Source organism: Pontibacter ramchanderi, from assembly GCF_002846395.1.
Lineage (GTDB): Bacteria > Bacteroidota > Bacteroidia > Cytophagales > Hymenobacteraceae > Pontibacter > Pontibacter ramchanderi.
This window is the reverse complement of record NZ_PJMU01000003.1, coordinates 492,350-511,981: the sequence shown is the minus strand read 5'-3', so window position 1 is coordinate 511,981 and position 19,632 is coordinate 492,350. Positions and strand designations below refer to the sequence as shown.

Annotated in this window: 15 protein-coding genes; 9 read left to right on the top strand and 6 right to left on the bottom strand. The window is 52.6% G+C overall.

What is annotated here, in order from left to right:
- Window positions 1-12: 12 nt before the first annotated feature.
- Both BD749_RS14785 and BD749_RS14780 read left to right on the top strand, forming a co-directional pair.
- A complete protein-coding gene (locus BD749_RS14785; protein ID WP_218972556.1) occupies window positions 13-465 on the top strand; it encodes a MarR family winged helix-turn-helix transcriptional regulator in 453 nt (150 codons plus the stop codon).
- Between the two features lie 75 nt (window positions 466-540).
- Entirely contained in the window at window positions 541-1,353 is an 813-nt protein-coding gene (locus tag BD749_RS14780; protein WP_101445743.1) for a tellurite resistance TerB family protein, read from the top strand.
- 50 nt (window positions 1,354-1,403) lie between these two features.
- On the opposite strand, the gene BD749_RS14775 is transcribed toward BD749_RS14780, so the two are convergent.
- The gene (locus BD749_RS14775; RefSeq protein WP_101445740.1) at window positions 1,404-2,003 is read right to left on the bottom strand and encodes a DsbA family oxidoreductase; all 600 of its coding nucleotides are present in this window, start codon (window positions 2,001-2,003) and stop codon (window positions 1,404-1,406) included.
- 125 nt (window positions 2,004-2,128) lie between these two features.
- Here BD749_RS14775 and BD749_RS14770 point away from each other — a divergent pair, with 125 nt between their 5' ends.
- Window positions 2,129-3,316: a serine hydrolase domain-containing protein gene (locus tag BD749_RS14770; protein WP_101445737.1), complete on the top strand. Its 1,188-nt coding sequence runs from the start codon at window positions 2,129-2,131 to the stop codon at window positions 3,314-3,316.
- A gap of 76 nt (window positions 3,317-3,392) precedes the next feature.
- On the opposite strand, the gene BD749_RS14765 is transcribed toward BD749_RS14770, so the two are convergent.
- The 3 genes from BD749_RS14765 to BD749_RS14755 all read right to left on the bottom strand — a co-directional run bounded on the left by BD749_RS14765 (window position 3,393) and on the right by BD749_RS14755 (window position 8,799).
- The gene (locus BD749_RS14765) at window positions 3,393-4,250 is read right to left on the bottom strand and encodes a DUF4846 domain-containing protein (RefSeq protein ID WP_101445734.1); all 858 of its coding nucleotides are present in this window, start codon (window positions 4,248-4,250) and stop codon (window positions 3,393-3,395) included.
- A 286-nt stretch (window positions 4,251-4,536) separates the two neighbouring features.
- Window positions 4,537-7,830 (bottom strand): amidohydrolase family protein, encoded by a 3,294-nt coding sequence (locus BD749_RS14760; RefSeq protein WP_245869249.1) that lies wholly within the window; start codon window positions 7,828-7,830, stop codon window positions 4,537-4,539.
- A gap of 321 nt (window positions 7,831-8,151) precedes the next feature.
- Window positions 8,152-8,799 (bottom strand): hypothetical protein, encoded by a 648-nt coding sequence (locus tag BD749_RS14755; protein ID WP_245869246.1) that lies wholly within the window; start codon window positions 8,797-8,799, stop codon window positions 8,152-8,154.
- Between the two features lie 262 nt (window positions 8,800-9,061).
- Here BD749_RS14755 and BD749_RS14750 point away from each other — a divergent pair, with 262 nt between their 5' ends.
- The 6 genes from BD749_RS14750 to BD749_RS14725 all read left to right on the top strand — a co-directional run bounded on the left by BD749_RS14750 (window position 9,062) and on the right by BD749_RS14725 (window position 16,489).
- Window positions 9,062-9,343, top strand: a complete 282-nt coding sequence (locus BD749_RS14750) for an ATP-dependent Clp protease adaptor ClpS (protein ID WP_101445728.1) — start codon at window positions 9,062-9,064, stop codon at window positions 9,341-9,343.
- Between the two features lie 11 nt (window positions 9,344-9,354).
- Window positions 9,355-9,963, top strand: coding sequence for a recombination mediator RecR (recR, locus tag BD749_RS14745; RefSeq protein WP_101445725.1), 609 nt, complete (start codon window positions 9,355-9,357; stop codon window positions 9,961-9,963).
- A 682-nt stretch (window positions 9,964-10,645) separates the two neighbouring features.
- Window positions 10,646-11,854 (top strand): pyridoxal phosphate-dependent aminotransferase, encoded by a 1,209-nt coding sequence (locus BD749_RS14740; RefSeq protein WP_101445722.1) that lies wholly within the window; start codon window positions 10,646-10,648, stop codon window positions 11,852-11,854.
- Complete coding sequence (locus tag BD749_RS14735) at window positions 11,854-12,873, top strand: bifunctional heptose 7-phosphate kinase/heptose 1-phosphate adenyltransferase (protein ID WP_101445720.1); 1,020 nt, start codon at window positions 11,854-11,856, stop codon at window positions 12,871-12,873. The genes BD749_RS14740 and BD749_RS14735 overlap by 1 nt, the downstream gene beginning before the upstream one ends.
- Entirely contained in the window at window positions 12,854-14,653 is a 1,800-nt protein-coding gene (locus BD749_RS14730; protein ID WP_101445718.1) for a TrkH family potassium uptake protein, read from the top strand. The genes BD749_RS14735 and BD749_RS14730 overlap by 20 nt, the downstream gene beginning before the upstream one ends.
- Before the next feature lie 36 nt (window positions 14,654-14,689).
- The gene (locus BD749_RS14725) at window positions 14,690-16,489 is read left to right on the top strand and encodes a TrkH family potassium uptake protein (RefSeq protein ID WP_101445715.1); all 1,800 of its coding nucleotides are present in this window, start codon (window positions 14,690-14,692) and stop codon (window positions 16,487-16,489) included.
- Window positions 16,490-16,663: 174 nt separating this feature from the next.
- On the opposite strand, the gene BD749_RS14720 is transcribed toward BD749_RS14725, so the two are convergent.
- Together BD749_RS14720 and hemE are read right to left on the bottom strand one after the other, a co-directional pair.
- Complete coding sequence (locus tag BD749_RS14720) at window positions 16,664-17,686, bottom strand: porin (RefSeq protein ID WP_101446642.1); 1,023 nt, start codon at window positions 17,684-17,686, stop codon at window positions 16,664-16,666.
- Window positions 17,687-17,957: 271 nt separating this feature from the next.
- Complete coding sequence (gene hemE, locus BD749_RS14715; RefSeq protein ID WP_101445712.1) at window positions 17,958-18,998, bottom strand: uroporphyrinogen decarboxylase; 1,041 nt, start codon at window positions 18,996-18,998, stop codon at window positions 17,958-17,960.
- Window positions 18,999-19,632: the final 634 nt, after the last annotated feature.

The window sequence follows — 19,632 nt, the reverse complement described above, 5'->3', positions numbered from 1 at the left end:
GCTGTTTCTCACATGAAGTTAGAAGACGAATTAAAAATGCCGAGGTTCAGCGGCCCATACCAAAAGGCCTCCCTGAACCTGATGTTTACGGGCGAGTGGATGATGGCGCGCGTCGACAGCCTGCTCAAACCCTATGATATCTCGTCGCAGCAATACAATGTGCTGCGCATCCTCCGGGGCCAACAGGGGAAACCGATCAACCTCTTTGCCATACAGGAGCGCATGCTCAACCGCATGAGCAATGCCACCCGACTGGTGGAAAAGCTACGCCTGAAAGGCCTGGTTACGCGCGAACTCTGTGAGCAGAACAGGCGCAAGGTAGAAATTGCCATCACAGACAAAGGCTTGAAGCTGCTCGATAGCCTGGACCCGCTGATGAAACAGTTGGAGGAGGACACCTTTAAGAACCTTTCGGCAGACGAGGCTCAGCACTTGAGCGATACCCTGGACCGGGTGAGAACTTAATTTAAACGCTCCGTTTGGCCACATCAACTTCTGGCAGGGCTACGCGTTTAAATTGTGTAAGAAAACCTAAAAGCTATGGAACAAGAACAAACCTCATTACTGAAAGATTATACCATGGAAGAAAAGGGCGCTTACCTGGCGGCCCTGGCTTCTATTGCCTCTGCCGACGGACACGCCTCTGAAGAGGAACTGGAGTTTTTGCGTGTGCTGAGCGAGGCCGCCGAAATGCCTGAGAATGTGGAAGAGGAGGTGATTTCGATTGCCAGGAATCCTTCGCAGATTAGTGTGCAGCGTGTGCTGGATGTGCTCAAAAAAAGCCAGCTGCGCTTTTCGTTTATTACCGACATCATCAGTTTTGCGAAAGCTGATGGAGAGTATACCCAGGAGGAGCAGAAACGCATCCAGGAAATGGCCAGTTACCTGGGTGTAGACCAAAAGCAGTACAGCTTGCTGGAACAGTTTGTAGACAAGGCAGACGAAGCGCAGAAACACGGGGAGGACCCCAGTTCGCAGGCCTTTATGAGCAAGAATGGTTTTGGCGACATGTTTAAGAACGCAGGTATCTCCCCGCAGATGGTGCAGGGTATACTGGGTATAGCGGCCCCGATTGTGCTGGCCCGCCTGATGAGCGGCGGCCGACGCCGGCGCGGTGGCATGATGGGTGGCATGGGCGGTGGCCTTTTGGGTGGCTTGCTCGGTGGCATGATGATGGGTCGGGGCGGTCTGATGGGCGGTGGTCGCAGATCCACTAGCGGCCTGGGCTCCATGGCCTCGGTGCTGGGTGGGCTGAATGGCCGTAGCCGTTACGGCAGCATGGGCTCCGGCGGACTGGGTGGCTTGCTTGGAGGTTTGCTGGGCGGCAAACGCGGTGGAGGCACTGGCTGGTAGGTATAGGTTAGGCGTATAGATATAACTGTAAAATTAGAGCTGGGGGTAAGCTATACCTCCAGCTCTAATTTTATTAGCCTTCGCAGGTCCTCTTCCCGCAGCAGTCCCCGTACCAGTTTGTCGCCGATGATAAAGGTCGGAACAGCCTGTATACCTACTTCTTCATAAGCATGGCGTAAAGACTTTTGGTGCGCCTCCTTATACCTGCGCGACGCCAGCGCCTGCCGGAATTCTTTTTCATTCAAACCAACCTCACCTGCCAGTTTGGTAAGCACATCTATATCCCCGATATCCTGCTCTTCCTGAAAAAAAGCGGTAAACATGCGGTGGGTATAGGCCTCGCCTTTTCCCTGCTCCTGCGCATACTGGTACCCCTCGAACGACAGGTGCGTGTAGGGCTGGGGCGATACCTTGGGTAGTACAATGGGTATACCTAATTGCTTTGCCATTGGGTATACCGAGTTCTCCCAGGTCGTCTGCAAATACTCACCCTCCGGCTTCAGCGTCGGGTTCGGGTAAGGCCGAAGCTCAAACGGCAACCACTCTACCTGCACCTGATCCTCTATACCTTGCAAGGCCTTCGCGAGCACCTGTTCACCAAAAAAGCAGTAGGGACAAACGTAATCCGAATATACTTTTATTTGTAGCATCGTTTTTCTGTAGATGAACTTATTCTACCGCATGGACCAGCCTTTTGTTTGTGATGGCGTAACCAAACTAGCTTTATACCTTTCTTTGGGTAAATTAGCAACACGATCTAAACGCACCTGACACGATGACAAAAAGTAAACTCCTATACCTGGCTCTTGCCCTGAGTTTGAGCCTAGGCGGCTGTCAGCAGCAACCGCAGCAGACCACGACCTCCGGCACGCAACAGGCTGAAGCGAAGGTATACTATCCGGGCAAGGGTGACAATTGGGAGAAGAAGCAACCGGAAGACCTGGGTATGGATGCAGCCCTGCTGCAGGAAGCGGTGGCGTGGGCGAAGCAACAGGAAACAAAACAAATGCCCAAAGACTTCTCCACCCAGGAAGATATCTTCGGTAAAATGCTCGGCTCTATACCTAGCGATCGGGCCAGTACCAACGGCATCATCCTGAAGAACGGCTACATTGTGGCGGAGTGGGGCGAAACGGAGCGGGTGGACCCGACCTACAGCGTGGCCAAAAGTGTGCTTTCTACTATTTTAGGTATAACTATTGACCGGGGACTGATCAAAGACATCAAAGACCCGGTGGCAAACTACGTGCAGGACGGCGGCTACGACTCAGAGCAGAACCGCAAGGTAACCTGGGAGCACCACGTGCGGCAGACAAGTGAGTGGGAAGGCGAACTCTGGGGCAAGAAGCACGACTTTGTTGGCAAGGAGGAATACGGCCGCGGCGAGCGCAAGCCGCGTGAGCTGCAGGAGCCGGGCACTTTCTACGAGTACAATGACGTGCGCATCAACCGTTTTGCCTTGTCGCTGCTGCGCCTCTGGAAAAAGCCTATACCTGAGGTGTTTAAAGATGAAGTGATGGACCCGATCGACGCTTCCAACACCTGGAAGTATGTGCCTTACCATAACTCCTATGTTGAGATCGATGGCAAGCGCATGCCTTCGGTGAGCGGCGGTACCCGCTGGGGCGGTGGCCTCTGGATCAGTACCCGCGACGAAGCCCGCTTTGGCTACCTTTTCCTGCGTGACGGCCGCTGGAAAGACAAGCAGATCGTGTCGGAGGAGTGGGTGAAAGAAGCAACGACCGCTAGAGGTCCTGTCGGCCCGGATTACGGTTACCTGTGGTGGCTTAACACCGAGGGCAAAGCCTGGCCAAGTGCGCCCACTACCAGTTACGCTGCCTTAGGCGCCGGTCAGAATACGATCTGGGTGGATCCGGAGCATGATATCGTGATCGTGTGGCGCTGGCATGATGGGAATCCGGATGAGTTGATTAAGCGAGTGCTGGCGGCGGTGAAGGAGTAAGTTAATTGCTGATTGTTAATTGTTGATTGTTGTTTTATTTCGTGAGAAGGTATGGACATCTTGCTCGTGCTATACCTTAAAACCGCTTCAAATGACTCCGCTGGAAAGTCCACTCCGGCGTGAAAAGCGGACCGCTGAAATTGGTGCTATACCATGGGCTTATGCCTGGATTCATGGGGTTTTTCAGAATCTGTATCTCCTGCGCTGGCATATAGCTTTGGGCCAGTAGAAAAAGCTTTTCGCCTGTCTCATTATGAGTTGCCATGTCCATCACGATCACAGCATGGCCGGGACTTCCTCCTTTGATGAACACGTTACCTACCTGCATATCATTTATCGAACCAGCTTTCATTTCTTTCTCGAGCGATAAGGTGCCGGCATAGGTGAAGACTACCTGTAGGTAATCCTTGAAAGAGGTATAGGCGTTAGATGGGGCTGCCTTCTTCACCCAGGAGCAATCATTTCCTCTCACATTTATTCTGTATCCTTGCCGCCACTTGCTATAGTCGGCCCGGAAGCCGCTCGTGAAGTTGAAGTGGATGGCATCATACCTTTCCTGCCCATACAGATATTCCGCCCGCAGGCGCATGACGGCATCAGCGCATTGTTGCAGGTCACGGTTGCCGACGTCAATGTCAAGCACAGCATCATAAATACCATCGTTTGGTTTTACCGCCCCGTTGTAGTAATGTACCTGGGCGCCATATAGTTTTAGTTGGAAATGCTGCAAATAGGCCCCAAAGCTGTTTTCAGACTGTAATACTCTCGCGTATCCCTTTGGCGGGGAGAACCGCTCGGCTATCGTCTTTCCTTCAGGGTGTACCAGCACTTCTGGCTCTGCCACAATTTCAGGTATATTAGCCGCTGGCTGCTCAGCTTTGGAGCCGCAGGCCGTGAGCATGATGAAGAGTAAGCTGTACAGGTATAGCGGCATAGGAGAGGTTGCTTAAGTTTTAAACTAAATTAATAGTTATAAACGAAATTGCAAGAATTTGTTGCTATAGCGCCTATACCTTTAAATTGGCAATAACGTGTTCCCCTCCTTGGACGATCGAGAACGTGAGTTCGAAGGTTGCGAGCGCAGATCTGAGGGGCAGGGGGTGACCTGGCATCTGCGAAAATCCTGTCAATCCTTGAATCCTGAAAATCCTGATTCTGACAATAAAAAAACGCCCCGACTCTCCTGAGCCGGGGCGTTTTTTTAGTTTATACCTGATTAATTAGTGACGGCAGGTGCAATGCTCTCCGGCTATACCTTCGAAGCGGGTGTCAGTACCTTCGTGCCAATCAAAGGTTGAAGCGTATTTGTTGTTCTCCCACCAGAATTTGCCCGGCTTGCGCTCGTAGTTGCCTACTTCGTTCAGGGTAGCGGCATCAAACAGACGACCATTTACCATGGTGTAGCGCACGTGCTCGGAGTTCTGGATGTTCTCCAGTGGGTTCTGGTCCAGCACGATCAGATCGGCCAGTTTGCCTGCCTCGAGTGAGCCGAGGTCTTTGCCCATGCCCAGGTACTCGGCACCGTTCAGGGTAGCGGCACGCAGGGCTTCCATGTTTGTCATGCCGCCTTGCTGCAGCATCCACAGCTCCCAGTGCGCGCCAAGGCCTTGCAGCTGGCCGTGTGCACCGAGGTTCACTTTCACACCGGCGTCGGTCAGGGCCTTGCAGGCTTCAGATGTTTTGAAGTAACCGTTGCGGTATTCCTCGTCAGGTACCTGCATCACAAAGCGTGAGCGACCATCGATTACGGAACGCGGCGTGAACTTGAGGAGTCTTTCTTTTTCCCATACCTTGGTGTTCTGGTACCAGTAGTATTCGCCGCTCGTCGCGCCATAGTTCACGATCAGGGTAGGGGTATAGCCGGTGTTCGAGGCTTTCCATACCTCCACCACGTCCTTGTAAAGCGGCGCGATCGGGATGTTGTGCTCAATGCCGGAGTGTCCGTCGAGGATCATGCTCATGTTGTGGAAGAACGTCGAACCACCCTCCGGTACCACGGTCATGTTGAGTTCGCGGGCTGCCTGGATCACCTGCTGGCGCTGCTCGCGGCGTGGCTGGTTGTAGCTCTTCACCGAGAAACCACCGGCAGCCTGAATACGGCGCAGGTGCGAACGGGCGTCGTCGAGGCTGTTGATTACGGCTTTGAAGTTGCCATCAGCGCCGTACAGGATCGTGCCGGTTGAGTAGATACGCGGACCTACCATGTGACCAGCTTTCACGGCCTCTGACTGGCTGAACACCATTTCGGTGGTAGAAGAAGGGTCGTGCGTCGTGGTTACACCATAGGCCAGGTTGGCCAGGTACGACCACTGCTGCTTCGGGCTCATGCCATTGCGGAACGTGCCGAGGTGCGCGTGTACGTCCACCAGGCCCGGCATAATGGTTTTGCCGCTGGCGTCGATCACTTTCGCGTCTTTCGGCACGGCAATACCTTTGCCTACCGACACAATGCGGTTGCCGTCCACCACGATCGTACCGCCTTCGATCACTTCATCACCCTTCATGGTGATGATGCGGGCGTTGGTGAAGGCTACTTTGCCCTGTGGCTTATCTGTTTTAAACTCTAACCCGATTTTTATACCTGTCGTGTCGATGGCAGGCAGTTTCTCCGGAGCACCTTCCAGGAAAGCAAAGCGGTCTTTCAGGTCGTTGGAGAAATACTCATCGCCTAGCACCCAGTTCACTTTCTTGCTGTCGCCTGACCAGTGCACGCTCGTGCCGGCGTCTTTGGTGAAGCGGGCCACCGGTACGGCTTTGGTCTCAGCGCTCAGTTCCATACCGGCACCGTTGGCCGAGAACGGCACCACATAGCCGTTGAAGAGCTCTACAAATGCCAGCCACTTGTTGTCCGGGCTCGGGTAGAACTGATCGGTGTAAGTAGAGGTATAGTGCGTGCGCTCATCGTTGCCGTTCAGGTTCACACTCTTAAAGGTATACTTGCCGCCACCGCCGGACGTGAAGAAAATGCGGTCAGACGAAGCATTGAACAGTGGATTGAAGCCATTTTTCATGATCAGCGTCGGGTTTTTGCCTTCTGCGGTCATGTAGTAGGTGCCGCGCTCGTTTCCGTGCGCATAGCCCATGTGGTTGTTGCCGCCGTCCTTGCTGTACACAATCAGCTTGCCGTTCGGCGAGAAAGAGGCGTTGGTATAGAAGCCTTTCTCAAAGGTCAGTTTAACCGGCTTTGCGTTTTTCTTGCGGATGTCCACTTTCACCAGCGCACCGAGGTTTTCATCGTCCCAGGTAGAGAATACCAGTGTTTTGCCATCTGGTGAGAAAGCCGGGTAGAATTCGAAGTCCTTGCCATTGGTCACGCGCTCCGGCTTACCGTTTGGTAGCTCTTTTTTGTAGATATGACCAGCGGCGTTGAATACGAGGAGCTTGCCATCAGGCGAGGTCACGGCATGGCGGATAGCCTTGGCGGTGAACTGTGCCGGCGAAACGCCCTCTTTGCTGAAGTCATGGCGAACGGCTTCGGCGATGTGGTGCGTGGCTGTGGCTTCGAAAGGAATGTTGGTTACTTTCTGACTGGCTACGTCAATTTTGTTGATCTTGCCGTTGGCCCAGAACACGAGGCTCTTGTTGTCGGGCGTCCAGGAGAAGTATGGGTATACCCCGAAAATGGCCCAGGCTTCCTGCTGGTCGTTGCTCAGCTGGTCGTAGATCGGCCACTGCTCACCTGTTTTCAGATCGTGGATGAAGAGCACAGACTTGGTGCGCACGCGACGCACGAAAGCTAGCTGCTTGCCGTCGCGGGAGATGACCGGGCGAACCGAGCCACCGTTGCCGGTCACCACGTTCTCGATCTCGCCTGTGTTGCGGTCCACGCGACGGATCACGTAGATCTGTCCGTTCGGGTCTTTGTTGTACTCAAAGGTAGTGCCGCCGCTCATGTCTTCGGAGAAGTACACGTACTTGCCGTCAGGCGATACCACCGGCTCACCGGCGTCCTGCTGGTCGTTTTTGCGCTTGGTCAGCTGCACACCGCTGCCACCCGACTTGTGGTACATCCACATCTCACCGGCACCCAGCGAACGGGAGGCCGTGAAGTGCTTGCGGGCGATCAGGTATTCCCCGTCTGGCGTCCAAACGGCATTGTTCAGGAGTCGGAAGTTCTCTTTGGTGATCTGCCTGGCATCGGAGCCGTCGCGCTTCATTACCCAGATGTTGTCGCCGCCGCCTGCGTCGGAAGTGAAGGAGATGAACTTGCCATCGGGACTGAAGCGGGGCTGCACCTCGTAGGCACGGCCGCTGCGAAGGAGTTTAGCTTTGCCACCAGAAATAGGCATGATGTAAATGTCGCCGAGCATGTCGAACACGATCTCCTTGCCGTCCGGACTCACATCCAGGCTCATCCAGGTGCCTTCGTCGGTTGTTACGGTAATCTCTTTTTGCGGACCGCGGGCTTCTTCCACGTTCCACTTATTGTCTTTTTTGTCCTGCGCCGAGGCTGAGCCCAAAGGTAAGGCAAGCGCCGCCGCCAGGAACATACTCAAATAGGTATGCTTCTTCATGACAGGGTGTGTTGTCGATTAGATTAGTTTAGATTCTCAAATTTAAGGATTTGAGGGGAGAAATCAGAAAAGGTTTAAAAGGGATGGGCAGGATTGATGATGTAGGAGGGGTAAGGGGTGTAGGGACAGGTCGCGGCTCAATGCTGTCAATTTAAGAGCTAATGAGCTTAAATTGTCATCTCGACAGAATGGAGAGATCTGGATTCGTTCCACGCAATGGCAATACTTCAGATTCCTCCATACTGTCGGAATGACAAAAAAGAATTAAGTCGACAGCATTGGGTCGCGACCTGTCCCTACAGATAAATTGATTCCTATACCTTATTCCACCTCAAACTCCCACGGCAAATCAAAACTCAAAGGCTTGTTGCGGCTGTGGATCTGCTCCAGGAAACTGTCCAATTCGTCTTTGTACTCCAGGTGGTAATCTTCGTGCAGGTTCTTGCGGATCAACTGGATCGTGCGCTGCAGCAAACGCGCCGTGGCGGTGTAAAAGGCTTTGTAGTAGCTGTCGAACTGGCCGGTGAAATTGTCGAAGATCAGGCGCAACAGGTATAGGTGCAGGTCGGTTTCCAGCTTCACGTCCTTGGTAACGCGCTTGAAACGGGCGATCTCCTTAGCTGACTTGCGAAGCGACTTGGTAAGGGCACGGCCGAGGTAACGACCAGTGGTGCCAATCATTAGCTCGTGGATTTTCTCGGCGGTCTGGTCGTAGGCTTCTTCCGGTGTGAGTTCGCCCAGCTCAATTGCCAGCAAGTCATAAAGCTCCCCGTCACGTCTTGCGGCTTTGAGGATGATGGCTTCCTTTTCTTTATCGCTCAGCTGCTTGACAGCTTTTTTAAAACCAGTGGAGACGGTGGGCATAAGGTATAAGCTAAGGTATAATCCGGCAAAACGGGCGCTGGTGATGTTAGTTGCGTAATTGCTGGCTATACCTGTAAAACTAGGTAAAATTGATTTGCTGTTCAAGATGGGGCGAGGTGAAAACAATTTGGCTATACCTTGTTTTAAAATTACAATATTCTCTAGAGAGGGTAACTCAATCCTCTAAATTATTTTTAATCCTAAAAATCCTGATTCAGACAGAATAATAACCGCCTTGACTGGAATTATGCCCGACTCCAGATTGTTTTAACCTATACCTTTTTTGGATAGCCGGAGCTGGACGGGAAGTGCTGTTTTATAGTTGCTTCTGCTTCCATAGCTCCGTGAAAATTCGTAATTTTGCACTATGAATATTGAGACAGAAATTTTACATCAGGACGAGGTAGCCTTGCTCGAAGAGAGCACCGATCTGCGCAACCTGATTGTGTATAACGACGACGTGAACACATTTGACCATGTGATCGCCACACTCATCAAGGTATGCGGCCACTCGGCGGAACAGGCGGAGCAATGCACGCTGCTGATCCACTACAAAGGCAAGTGCACCGTAAAGGTAGGGTCTTACGAAGAGCTGGCAGGTATGTGCACCGCCCTTCACGACAAAGACCTTTCGGCCAACATCGAGTAGCGGGAGGTTAAATGGAATTTCCGTCTAAACTGATTGAAAACGCCGTGGAGGAGCTGGCGAAACTCCCGGGTGTGGGGCGCAAGACTGCCCTGCGGTTGGCCCTGCACATGCTCAAAGAGGAGTCTGAAGAGACGTTCCTGCTGGCCGAGGCGCTCGTGAAAATGCGCACCGAGGTAAAGCACTGCAAGGAATGCCACAACATTTCCGATACTGAAGTTTGCGGCATTTGCCTCAATCCACTGCGTGATCGCAGCCTGCTGTGCGTGGTAAGCGACATCCGCGATGTGATTGCGATCGAAAACACCTCGCAGTTCAAAGGCCTATACCACGTACTGGGCGGTGTGATTTCTCCGATCGAAGGCGTAGGCCCATCCGACCTGCACATCGATTCGCTACTGGAGCGTCTGCCGAACTCCGAAGTAAAAGAGATCCTGCTGGCTATCAGCCCGACCATGGAAGGTGACACCACGGCCTTTTACCTGACCCGCAAACTCCGCGACCATAACGTGCGCATTACTACGATTGCTCGTGGTGTGCCGGTAGGGGGAGAGTTAGAATATACTGATGAGATTACCCTGGGACGCAGCATTGTAGAGCGGACGTCTTACGGGAAGAACTAAACTCGCGGCTTATAATAGCTGGGAAAGGACATGTGAAAGCATGTCCTTTTTTTGGTGGGTATAGTAACAGCTTTAGTTTAGTCGCAACCTGAGCTGTTTCATCGCTTGCCCTGGCCTGGCGGGCCTTCCTTTTTGTCTTGACACAAGAAGGAAGCAAAAAAGTCAAGACCCTCCAAATCGAGGGGCCCTAACCCACTCGCTGAACGCTCTTGACAGGGGGCCCCCTTTACCCCCAACAGTGGAGTGTCAGTTGGTGCACCTGGCGCAGCTGTCTGTTTCATTGTCAGAGTGCGAGTTACCTTTTTCAATGCGTGCCAGTGGTATGTGCTACAGGGCTTATACCTATTAAATTGACAATGGCATAATTCCCCTCTTGGGAGGGGCAGGGGTGGGTATAATCGTGCAAGAGAATCCTGTTAATCCTTAAATCCTGTAAATCCTGATTCAGACAAATATACCCCGCTCGAATCATTCCCAGAGCTCCCCCTCCTGTTTTGGGGGTAGAAGCCCTATATAAAGGAGGGGGCTGGGGGGAGGTGACTTAGGGGCCAGAGGTTCCACAATAGTATACATAAGCGTTGATGTCCGAAGTATACAAGCAAGCGTGTGCGCCATATTACCACCCCTACTTCACTGGAAATCTCTTGCATTATATTAACTTTGGGGCTTAATTCAGAATTACATGCAGAACACAGCATCCCATATATTATCCGACAGAATCACCGCCCTATCGGAGTCACAGACCATTGCCATGGCCAAGAAAGGTCGTGAGTTGGCGGCGCAGGGACACGATATCATCAACCTGAGCTTCGGGGAGCCGGACTTCCAGACACCGCAATACATCAAGGACGCTGCGAAAGAGGCGATTGATGAAGGCTTCACGTTCTATACCCCTGTACCAGGCTTCCCGGCGTTGCGTCAGGCCATTGCCGATAAGTTTAAGCGCGATAATAATCTGGACTATGGTCCGGAGAACATTGTGGTGTCAACGGGTGCCAAGCAATCCATTGCCAATGCGGTGATGTGCCTGGTGAATCCGGGCGACGAGGTGATCATCTTCTCGCCTTACTGGGTGTCCTATGAAGAGATTGTGAAGCTGGCAGAGGGCGTGCCTGTGCCATTGCAGGGGCGTTTGGAAAACGACTTCAAGGTAACGCCGGAGCAACTTGAGAACGCCATTACCTCCAATACAAAGGTGGTCATGTACTCGTCGCCATGCAACCCGACCGGTTCGGTGTTCGACGAGGAGGAGCTGCTGGCGATTGCCAAAGTGCTGGAGAAGCATCCGCAGGTATACATCATCGCCGACGAGATCTACGAGTACATCAACTTTGGCGGAAAGCACGCTAGCATGGCTGGTTTCGATTTCATCAAAGACCGTGTGATCACCGTGAACGGCTTTTCGAAAGGCTATGCCATGACAGGCTGGCGTGTGGGCTATATTGCGGCGCACAAAGACATCGCAACTGCCTGCGAGAAAATGCAGAGCCAGATTACGTCCGGTACCTGCTCCATCGCCCAGAAAGCGGCCCATGCGGCGCTGTTGGGTGGAAACGAATCGGCCCTGGAAATGCGTGACGCTTACCGCCGCCGCCGTGACCTGGTACTTGAGATCATGCAAGGTATACCGGGCTTTAAGACCAACGTGCCGACCGGCGCATTTTACATTTTCCCGGATGTGAGCTACTACTTCGGAAAGAGCTACAACGGTAACGTCATCAGTAGTGCACTCGACCTGAGCCTATACCTTCTCACCGACGCACATGTGGCGTTGGTGAGTGGCGAGGCCTTTGGTGCACCGCAGTGTATCCGTTTCTCTTACGCCACATCCGACGATAAACTAATTGAGGCACTCCGCCGCATCAAGGAGAGTCTCGCCAAATTGCAGTAATGAATCAGCATACCAATTTAGAAGATATTTTCAGCGCCTTCGACCGGCTGACCGTGCTTATCGTGGGCGATGTGATGATCGACTCATACCTGTGGGGCAAGTCGACGCGCATTTCGCCGGAGGCCCCTGTACCGATCGTGAACGTGGTAAAGCGCGAGAAGCGACTCGGCGGTGCCGCCAACGTGGCTCTGAATGTGCAGGCCATGGGTGCAACGCCATTGCTTTGCTCTGTCATCGGCGACGACCCGGACGGCGGTGATTTCCTGCGCCTGATGGAAGAACGTACTCTCTCCACAGAGGGCATCGTGCAGAGCCCGGAGCGAGTAACCACAATCAAACACCGTATTATAGCCGGAGGCCAGCAACTGCTGCGCGTGGACGCTGAGATTGAGCATAACCTGACCGACTACGAAGAACGCTACCTGGAAGAGCACTACCTGAAACTGCTTGACAAGGCTGATGTGATCGTGTTTGAAGACTACGACAAAGGCGTGTTTTCAGAGCAGAATATTGCCCGCTTCATTCAGTTGGCCAACGAGCGCGGCATACCGAGCGTGGTGGACCCGAAAAAGAAAAACTTCCTGAGCTACAAGGGGTGTACACTCTTCAAACCTAACTTGAAAGAGCTCAAAGAGGGCCTGAAAGTAGACTTCGCGGACGAAAACCTGCATGCCTTTGAAGAGGCCGTAGCCCAACTGCAGAAGCGATTGGAAACAAAACAGGTGCTGGTAACGCTCTCAGAGCGAGGGGTATTTGTGGCTGATGGTGAGGCAAAGACGTATATACCTGCACACCGCCGCTCCATCTCCGACGTGTCGGGTGCGGGCGATACCGTGATCAGCATTGCGGCGCTTTGTATGGCCCTTAAAACCTCGCTTCCGTTTATGGCCGGCCTGAGCAACTTGGGCGGTGGATTGGTGTGCGAACAGGTAGGCGTGGTGCCTGTCGACAGAGCACGCTTGTTCGAAGAAGCGAAAGAGAACAGGCTGTACGAAACCCATGAACACCGAACAGCTTAACAGGCTACTATACGGCAGCAAGCTGCGGGCATATATGCTGATGCGCCGCACCACTTATACGCTCACCATCGTGGCGATAGGCTTGCTGCTGTATGCACACGGTGTCGTAACGGACCCTGAAATACTTCATATGATTTTCTACGCCATTGATGCCATATTCGGCGTCTTTGTCGTGATCTACCTGCTGCGGATTCTCTACGGATTTGAGCGTGCCAAATTTCTAAGGCGTACCTGGTTTGAAGGTATCCTGATGGGGATTATCCTGGTCAATCTCCTCAGTACCTATCTCTTCAACTTTCCGATTATTTACAACATCTTCGAAGGTTTGGGGATGCCGCTTTCAATAGAGGTATACCGCATACTGGTATCGCTTTACATGCTGCTGTTACTGTTGGTAGAGCTGCTCGAAACCCGGGTGCACCTCAAAACGCTACAAGTGAAGCCTGCCGTTATCTTCCTGATGAGCTTTGTGACGCTGATCGCTCTGGGTACCGCCATGTTCATGTTGCCTAAAATGACCAATGCCCCGGAAGGTATGCGCTTTATCGATGCCCTCTTTATGGCCACAAGCGCATCCTGCATCACGGGCCTGGCTGTGGTGGACCCGGGTACTTACTTTACCTTTTCGGGGCAGGTGGTGCTGCTGATTTTGGTGCAGCTCGGCGGCTTGGGGGTGATGACCTTTGCTACTTTCTTTGCCACGCTCATGCGGCAGGGGATCGGTATAAAGCAGCACGTAGCCATGTTCGAGATCATGGAAAGTGAGTCGATTTCCTTTACCAAGGGGCTGCTGCGCAAACTCATCGTCATGACCTTGACGATTGAGGCAATCGGAGCTGTCATTATTTTTATGACTTGGGGTACTGAGGCGGAGTTTGTAAGCTTGGGAAGCAAGATCTTTTTCTCGGTGTTCCACGCCGTTTCGGGTTTCTGCAATGCTGGTTTCTCGTTATACCCCGAGGGCCTTTACAGTAACCCGCTCCAGAAAGCCTATGTGCTGCACCTGACCATTGCCGCCCTGATCATCATGGGAGGTATCGGTTTTCCGACCATCCTCGACATCCTTTCGCCCAAAGCAATGCGTGCCCGCATGGCAACTCCATGGCGCAACTGGAAGATGATGACCCGCGTGACCGTTTATGCATCGGCGGCGCTGTTGGCCTTTGGTACAGTTACCTTCTTCCTGCTGGAGTACTTTAACACGCTTTCGCACCTCAACTTTGCCGAGGCCCTGATCACGTCCTTTTTCCAGTCGGCCACTACACGCTCCTCTGGCTTCAATACCGTGGACATTTCGGCTGTTTCGGTGCCGGCGCTGCTGATCATGATGATGCTCATGTTCATTGGTGCTTCTCCAGGTTCCATGGGCGGCGGTATCAAAACGACGACTTTCACGGTTATCATCCTATCGGTGTGGACAACCATCGTGGGCAAACGCAACATCGAGATCGGAAAGCGCACGATACCGCACTCAGTATCTTACAAAGCGTTTGCTGTTTTTACATTTGCGGTCGGTTTCAATATCTTTTTCCTGATCATCCTCTCTATTTCTGACGCGCAGTTCGACATCCTGCGCCTGGCCTTTGAACAGGTATCGGCCTTTGCCACAGTAGGCCTGAGCACAGGTATAACCGCTGGCCTTTCGGATGTAGGTAAAACCGTGATTCTTATGTCGATGTATATTGGGAGGGTAGGCACGCTGACATTGGCGCTGGCTATCAGTACCCGGGCTCCTTCCACTGCTTACAAATATCCGGATACGCATTTGGCGATTGGCTAAGGCTGTATTAGCTTTGAGACTTGAACTTAATTCTACATGGGTACAGAAGGGCTGAACAGAGCGTTATACGGAAGTAAACTCAAGGCCTACGCTCTGATGCGGCGGACCACATACCTGCTTGCCATTCTTTCGGTGGGCCTGCTCATCTATGCCCACGGCATTGCGCAGGAACCTGCCACTATCCAGCTGCTGTTCAACGCCATCGATGCCATCCTGTCGATCTTCGTTGTGATTTACCTGCTGCGTATTTTGTATGCGTTTGAGCGGGTCAAGTTCTTGAAACGCACCTGGTTTGAGGGGGTGCTCATGGCGCTCATTTTCATCAATGAAGTAACTACCTACGGCCTCGGGGAGTCCATTATCTATACTGTTCTAGAGCGGTTCGATATTCCGCTCTCGGAGGAACTGTACCGGGTGGCGGTGTCGCTGTTTATGTTGCTGCTGCTGCTGATTGAACTGCTCGAAACCCGGGTGCACCTCAAAACGCTGCAGATCAAGCCTACCATTACCTTTTTGCTCAGCTTTCTATTTCTGATACTGGCTGGGGCAGGTTTGCTGATGATGCCCAACATGACCAATTCTCCGGGCAGCATGCGCCTCATCGATGCGCTGTTTATGGCGACCAGTGCCTCGTGTGTAACCGGGCTCGCGGTCGTGGATCCGGGTACTTATTTTACCTTCTCGGGGCAGGTAGTGCTGCTAATGCTGGTGCAGTTGGGCGGTTTGGGAATTCTGACCTTCGCCACTTTCTTTGCCACCCTCATGCGGCAGGGGATCGGTATAAAGCAGCACGTGGCCATGTTCGAGCTTATGGAGAGCGAGTCGCTTTTCTCGACCAAAAACCTACTGCGCAAACTCGTCCTGATGACTTTCTCGATTGAGGCGATCGGAGCTGTCATCCTTTTCATGACGTGGGGGCCTAATGCAGAGTTCGAGAGTGTGGGCAGTAAGATATTCTTTTCGGTGTTTCATGCTGTGTCCGCTTTCTGTAATGCCGGGCTCTCGCTATACCCGGAGGGGCTGTATACCGAGCCTGTGCGGTTTGCCTATGTGCTGCATCTGACGGTGGCCGGTTTGATCCTGTTTGGTGGCATTGGCTTTCCAACCATCATTGATGTACTCTCACCAAAAGCCATGCGTTCCCGCATGCGTACCCCCTGGAAGAACTGGAGACTGCTGTCACGAATTACAATTTTTACGTCAGCCGCCCTGATCGCAATGGGCACGGTGGGCTTTTTCTTACTGGAGTATTTCAACACGTTGGCTCACTTAAGTTTTGTGGAGGCTGTGATTGCGTCTTTTTTTCAGGCAGTAACCACCCGCACCGCCGGTTTCAATACGTTGGATATTTCTGCCTTGAATGTGCCTACCCTGCTTATGTTCATTTTCCTGATGTTCATTGGCGCATCACCGGGCTCCACAGGCGGCGGTATCAAAACCACGACGTTCACCATTATCCTGTTATCGGTTTGGGCTACGATCCGTGGCAAGCGAAACGTAGAAATCGGGAGACGGACTATTCCGCACTCAGTTTCCTACAAAGCCTTTTCGGTTTTCACGTTTGCCGCCATGATCAACATTTTCTTTCTCTTCATCCTGACCATTACCGACTCCCAGTTCGATATTTTCAGGTTGGCCTTTGAGCAGGTGTCGGCCTTTGCCACAGTAGGGCTGAGCACAGGTATAACAGCCGGCCTTTCAGATCCGGGCAAGAGTGTCATTATTCTGTCGATGTTTATGGGAAGGGTAGGAACACTCACATTGGCACTCGCACTGAGTACCCGCGCCACCACCACCGCCTACAAGTATCCGGAAACGCATGTGCCTGTCGGGTAAGAGAGCTGTGGCGTGGCGTTAGAAAGGTGAGAAGTTTGAAAGTTAGCAGATAGTAAAAGTGCTTTTGGGACTGGTCGCGACCTCTGTTAATTGTGCTATACCTGTTCGGGTGATAGTACTACGTCCTCTAGATCTTTCAGCAATATAAACACCTATCTTTCAACGAATAGAAACTTACTTCCGCAGTCGGATAGCAATGGAGGACAACAAAGTGAAGTTGTTGCTTGTTGCGGTTTCCTCTTTCTCGAAAATATTGCCACGGCCTTTTAACCAGCGGGCTTCTACCCGGCAGACCACGTTGGGGTGAGGATGATAATCGACATTGGTGGAGAGGCCGGAAGCTCTGAAACCATTGGTACTGACTGGAGCCGTGATGATCACTTCGTTTCTGTCGGAATAATGCTCGGCGCGTGCAGCGATGGCCCAAATGTCGCTCAACTTATACTGTGCAATCAGCACGGGACTATACCAGGTATGGTAGTGGCTACTCCCCTTGCTTTCTTGCTGCACCCCGATGTCGAACCCGGCGATAAGTGTATACTTTTCTCCCAGTCCGAACTGCCCATAAAAATTGTTGAAGTAGCGCATCCGGCGGGTGGCATCCGGGTCGTCGGTGCCAATAAAGGTGCTCCAGTTGAAAGTGAGGTTGTCATGGGGCGCGTAGTTGACCTGCGTGCCAAAAGAGGGCAGCGAGTTGCCAGGCACCCGTCGAATGCGCTGCCAGCCATTTACGACCAGCGCTGCCAATGTCCAGTTTGGGGTAGGGCTGTAGCTGAACTTGGCACCTGATAGAAAATAAGGCGAGTTTTCTGCGAGAAGAGAGCGACTCAGGGTCAGGTTGTCGGCTGAGATGGCACTTTCGAACCCGATATGCGATCCCATGATGCCCGCGTCGAGCCAAAGCTTGGCCTGCCTGTCCAGCGCTATACCTGCGTTGGCCTCAAACACATGGCGCATCACCTCCTCTTCGGCGGCATAATTGTCAGAAGCGTAGGTGCCCACCTGCAGGGCCAGAGCGCCTCTATACCTGTTGTGCTCCACCGCCGCCCGCGCCAGGCCCAGGTTCAGGTTAAACTCGTTGTGTCGGTTGTGGTTGTAGAGGAAAGGCTGCCGGTAGCCCACCGCAGGCTTGTTGAAATCGTAAGCATAAAAAATGTCGGCAAACCCTTCGAAGCGAACTTCAGGACTTGCCGACATAGTGGTATCTGTTTGCGCAAATGCGGTGATGGAACTTAGGAGGAGTAGGGCTAATACAATGGTTCTCGTCACAGCTTTTTGGGTATAGGTTAAATGGTTGATGGTCAAATCGTTGATTTTGTGGTGCACGGTTAGCCTACCCCTAACTTCTCCTTTATCGAGAGTCCCTACCCCCAAGGGGGATTTTGTATTCGATTAGAAGAATATGCTGGCACCACGATATTATCGTGTAACGTCACTTCAACTCTCTAACTCCTCAACTCTTTAACTCCTAAACTTTGATACTGGCACTATACTCTTTCACCGTCTGGATAAAGCATTTTACTTTCTCCGGGTCGGTGTCAGGGTATACGCCGTGGCCAAGGTTGGCGATGTGGCGCTGCGGGCCGAATTCTTTCAGCATCTTGATGGTCTCGTGCTGAATCGTTTCGAACGAGCTATAGAGTAGGCAAGGGTCCATGTTGCCCTGCAGGGTCTTGTTCGGGCCAACCTGCGCACGGGACGTTTTGATGTCCATGTTCCAGTCCAGGCCGATGGTTTCGCAGTTGAGTTTGCTGAAATCCTCGAGCGCAAAGAAAGCGCCTTTGGCAAATACCGTTACCGGCACCTCGTTGATGGCGTTGCAAATTTCGCTGATATAAGGCAGTGAGAACTCGCGGTAATGCGCCGGCGGGAGTATACCTGCCCACGAGTCGAAAACCTGGATCAGGTTGGCACCTGCCTCTACCTGCGCCTTTAGGTAGGCGATGGTGGTATCGGTGATCATGCGCAGCATCTGGTGCGCCAGCTTTGGGTTGGTATAAAGCAAGCCGCGGGCATGCGAGAATGTCTTGGAGCCGCTACCCTCTACCATATAGGCCAGAATGGTCCACGGAGCACCGGCAAAACCGATAAGTGGCACACGTCCGTTCAATGCTTTTTTGGTTACCTTGATGGCCTCCAGCACATAGCCCAAATGTTCGTGTGGATCGGCCACGCGCAGGCGGGCCAGGTCGGCTTCGGTACGGATCGTCTTCGGGAACCACGGGCCACGCTTCTCCACCATTTCGTAGGTACAGCCCATCGCCTCGGGCACCACCAGGATGTCAGAGAAAATGATAGCGGCATCCACGTCCAGGATATCCACGGGTTGAATGGTTACTTCGGCGGCCAGGTCAGGTGTTTCCACCAGTTCCTTGAATCCGCTCAGGCTTTCGCGTACGGCTCTGTATTCAGGTAGGATGCGGCCAGCCTGGCGCATCAGCCACACCGGAGTACGTTCTACGGTTTCTCCTTTGGCGGCTCTTATAAGCAGGTCATTCTTCAATTGCATGGCACAAAGATACGTTAAAAATACCGACTGTCGGAAGATGATTGTTATCACCAAACGGACAGGGGTGTTCTTTCTCTTCCAAGACGTTTTACTCTTGCCTATGGTTGAGGTAGAATTGATTTTCGCTTTGCCAGCGGGGCTTTTAAATGGTGCCAGCGTCTTCGATTGAGTCTGCTATTGTGGGGCCTCTGGCCCAGGTGGAGCTGGCCAAATGACAATACCTATACCCGGCGTAGCTGCTGCTTTTCTATACCTTAAACTGTACTGTTTTATAGCTTCGCCTGTGCGGCGGGCACCTACTTTTTTCCTTGACACAAATCGAGGGCCCCTACCCCCACTCGCTGAACGCTTTTGACAGGGGGGGGCCTTCACCCCCAACAGTGGAGTGTCAGTTTTTGCACTTGGCAAAAGCCATTTATTTCATTGCTGGAGGGGCACGTTAGTCTTTCGAAGCGTGCCAGTGGTTTATCCAACAGCGCCTATACCTTGAAAAGGCGGTAGTAGTCTCCCCGCCTGGGGTAGGGCCCTTGGATAAGGTAGGGGAGGGGGATGTCAATCGTGCGCAGGGATACAATAACTACAGCTTCTTTATCTTCTATGCCTATAGAATCGAAGTAACATAATGCTTCTCCCT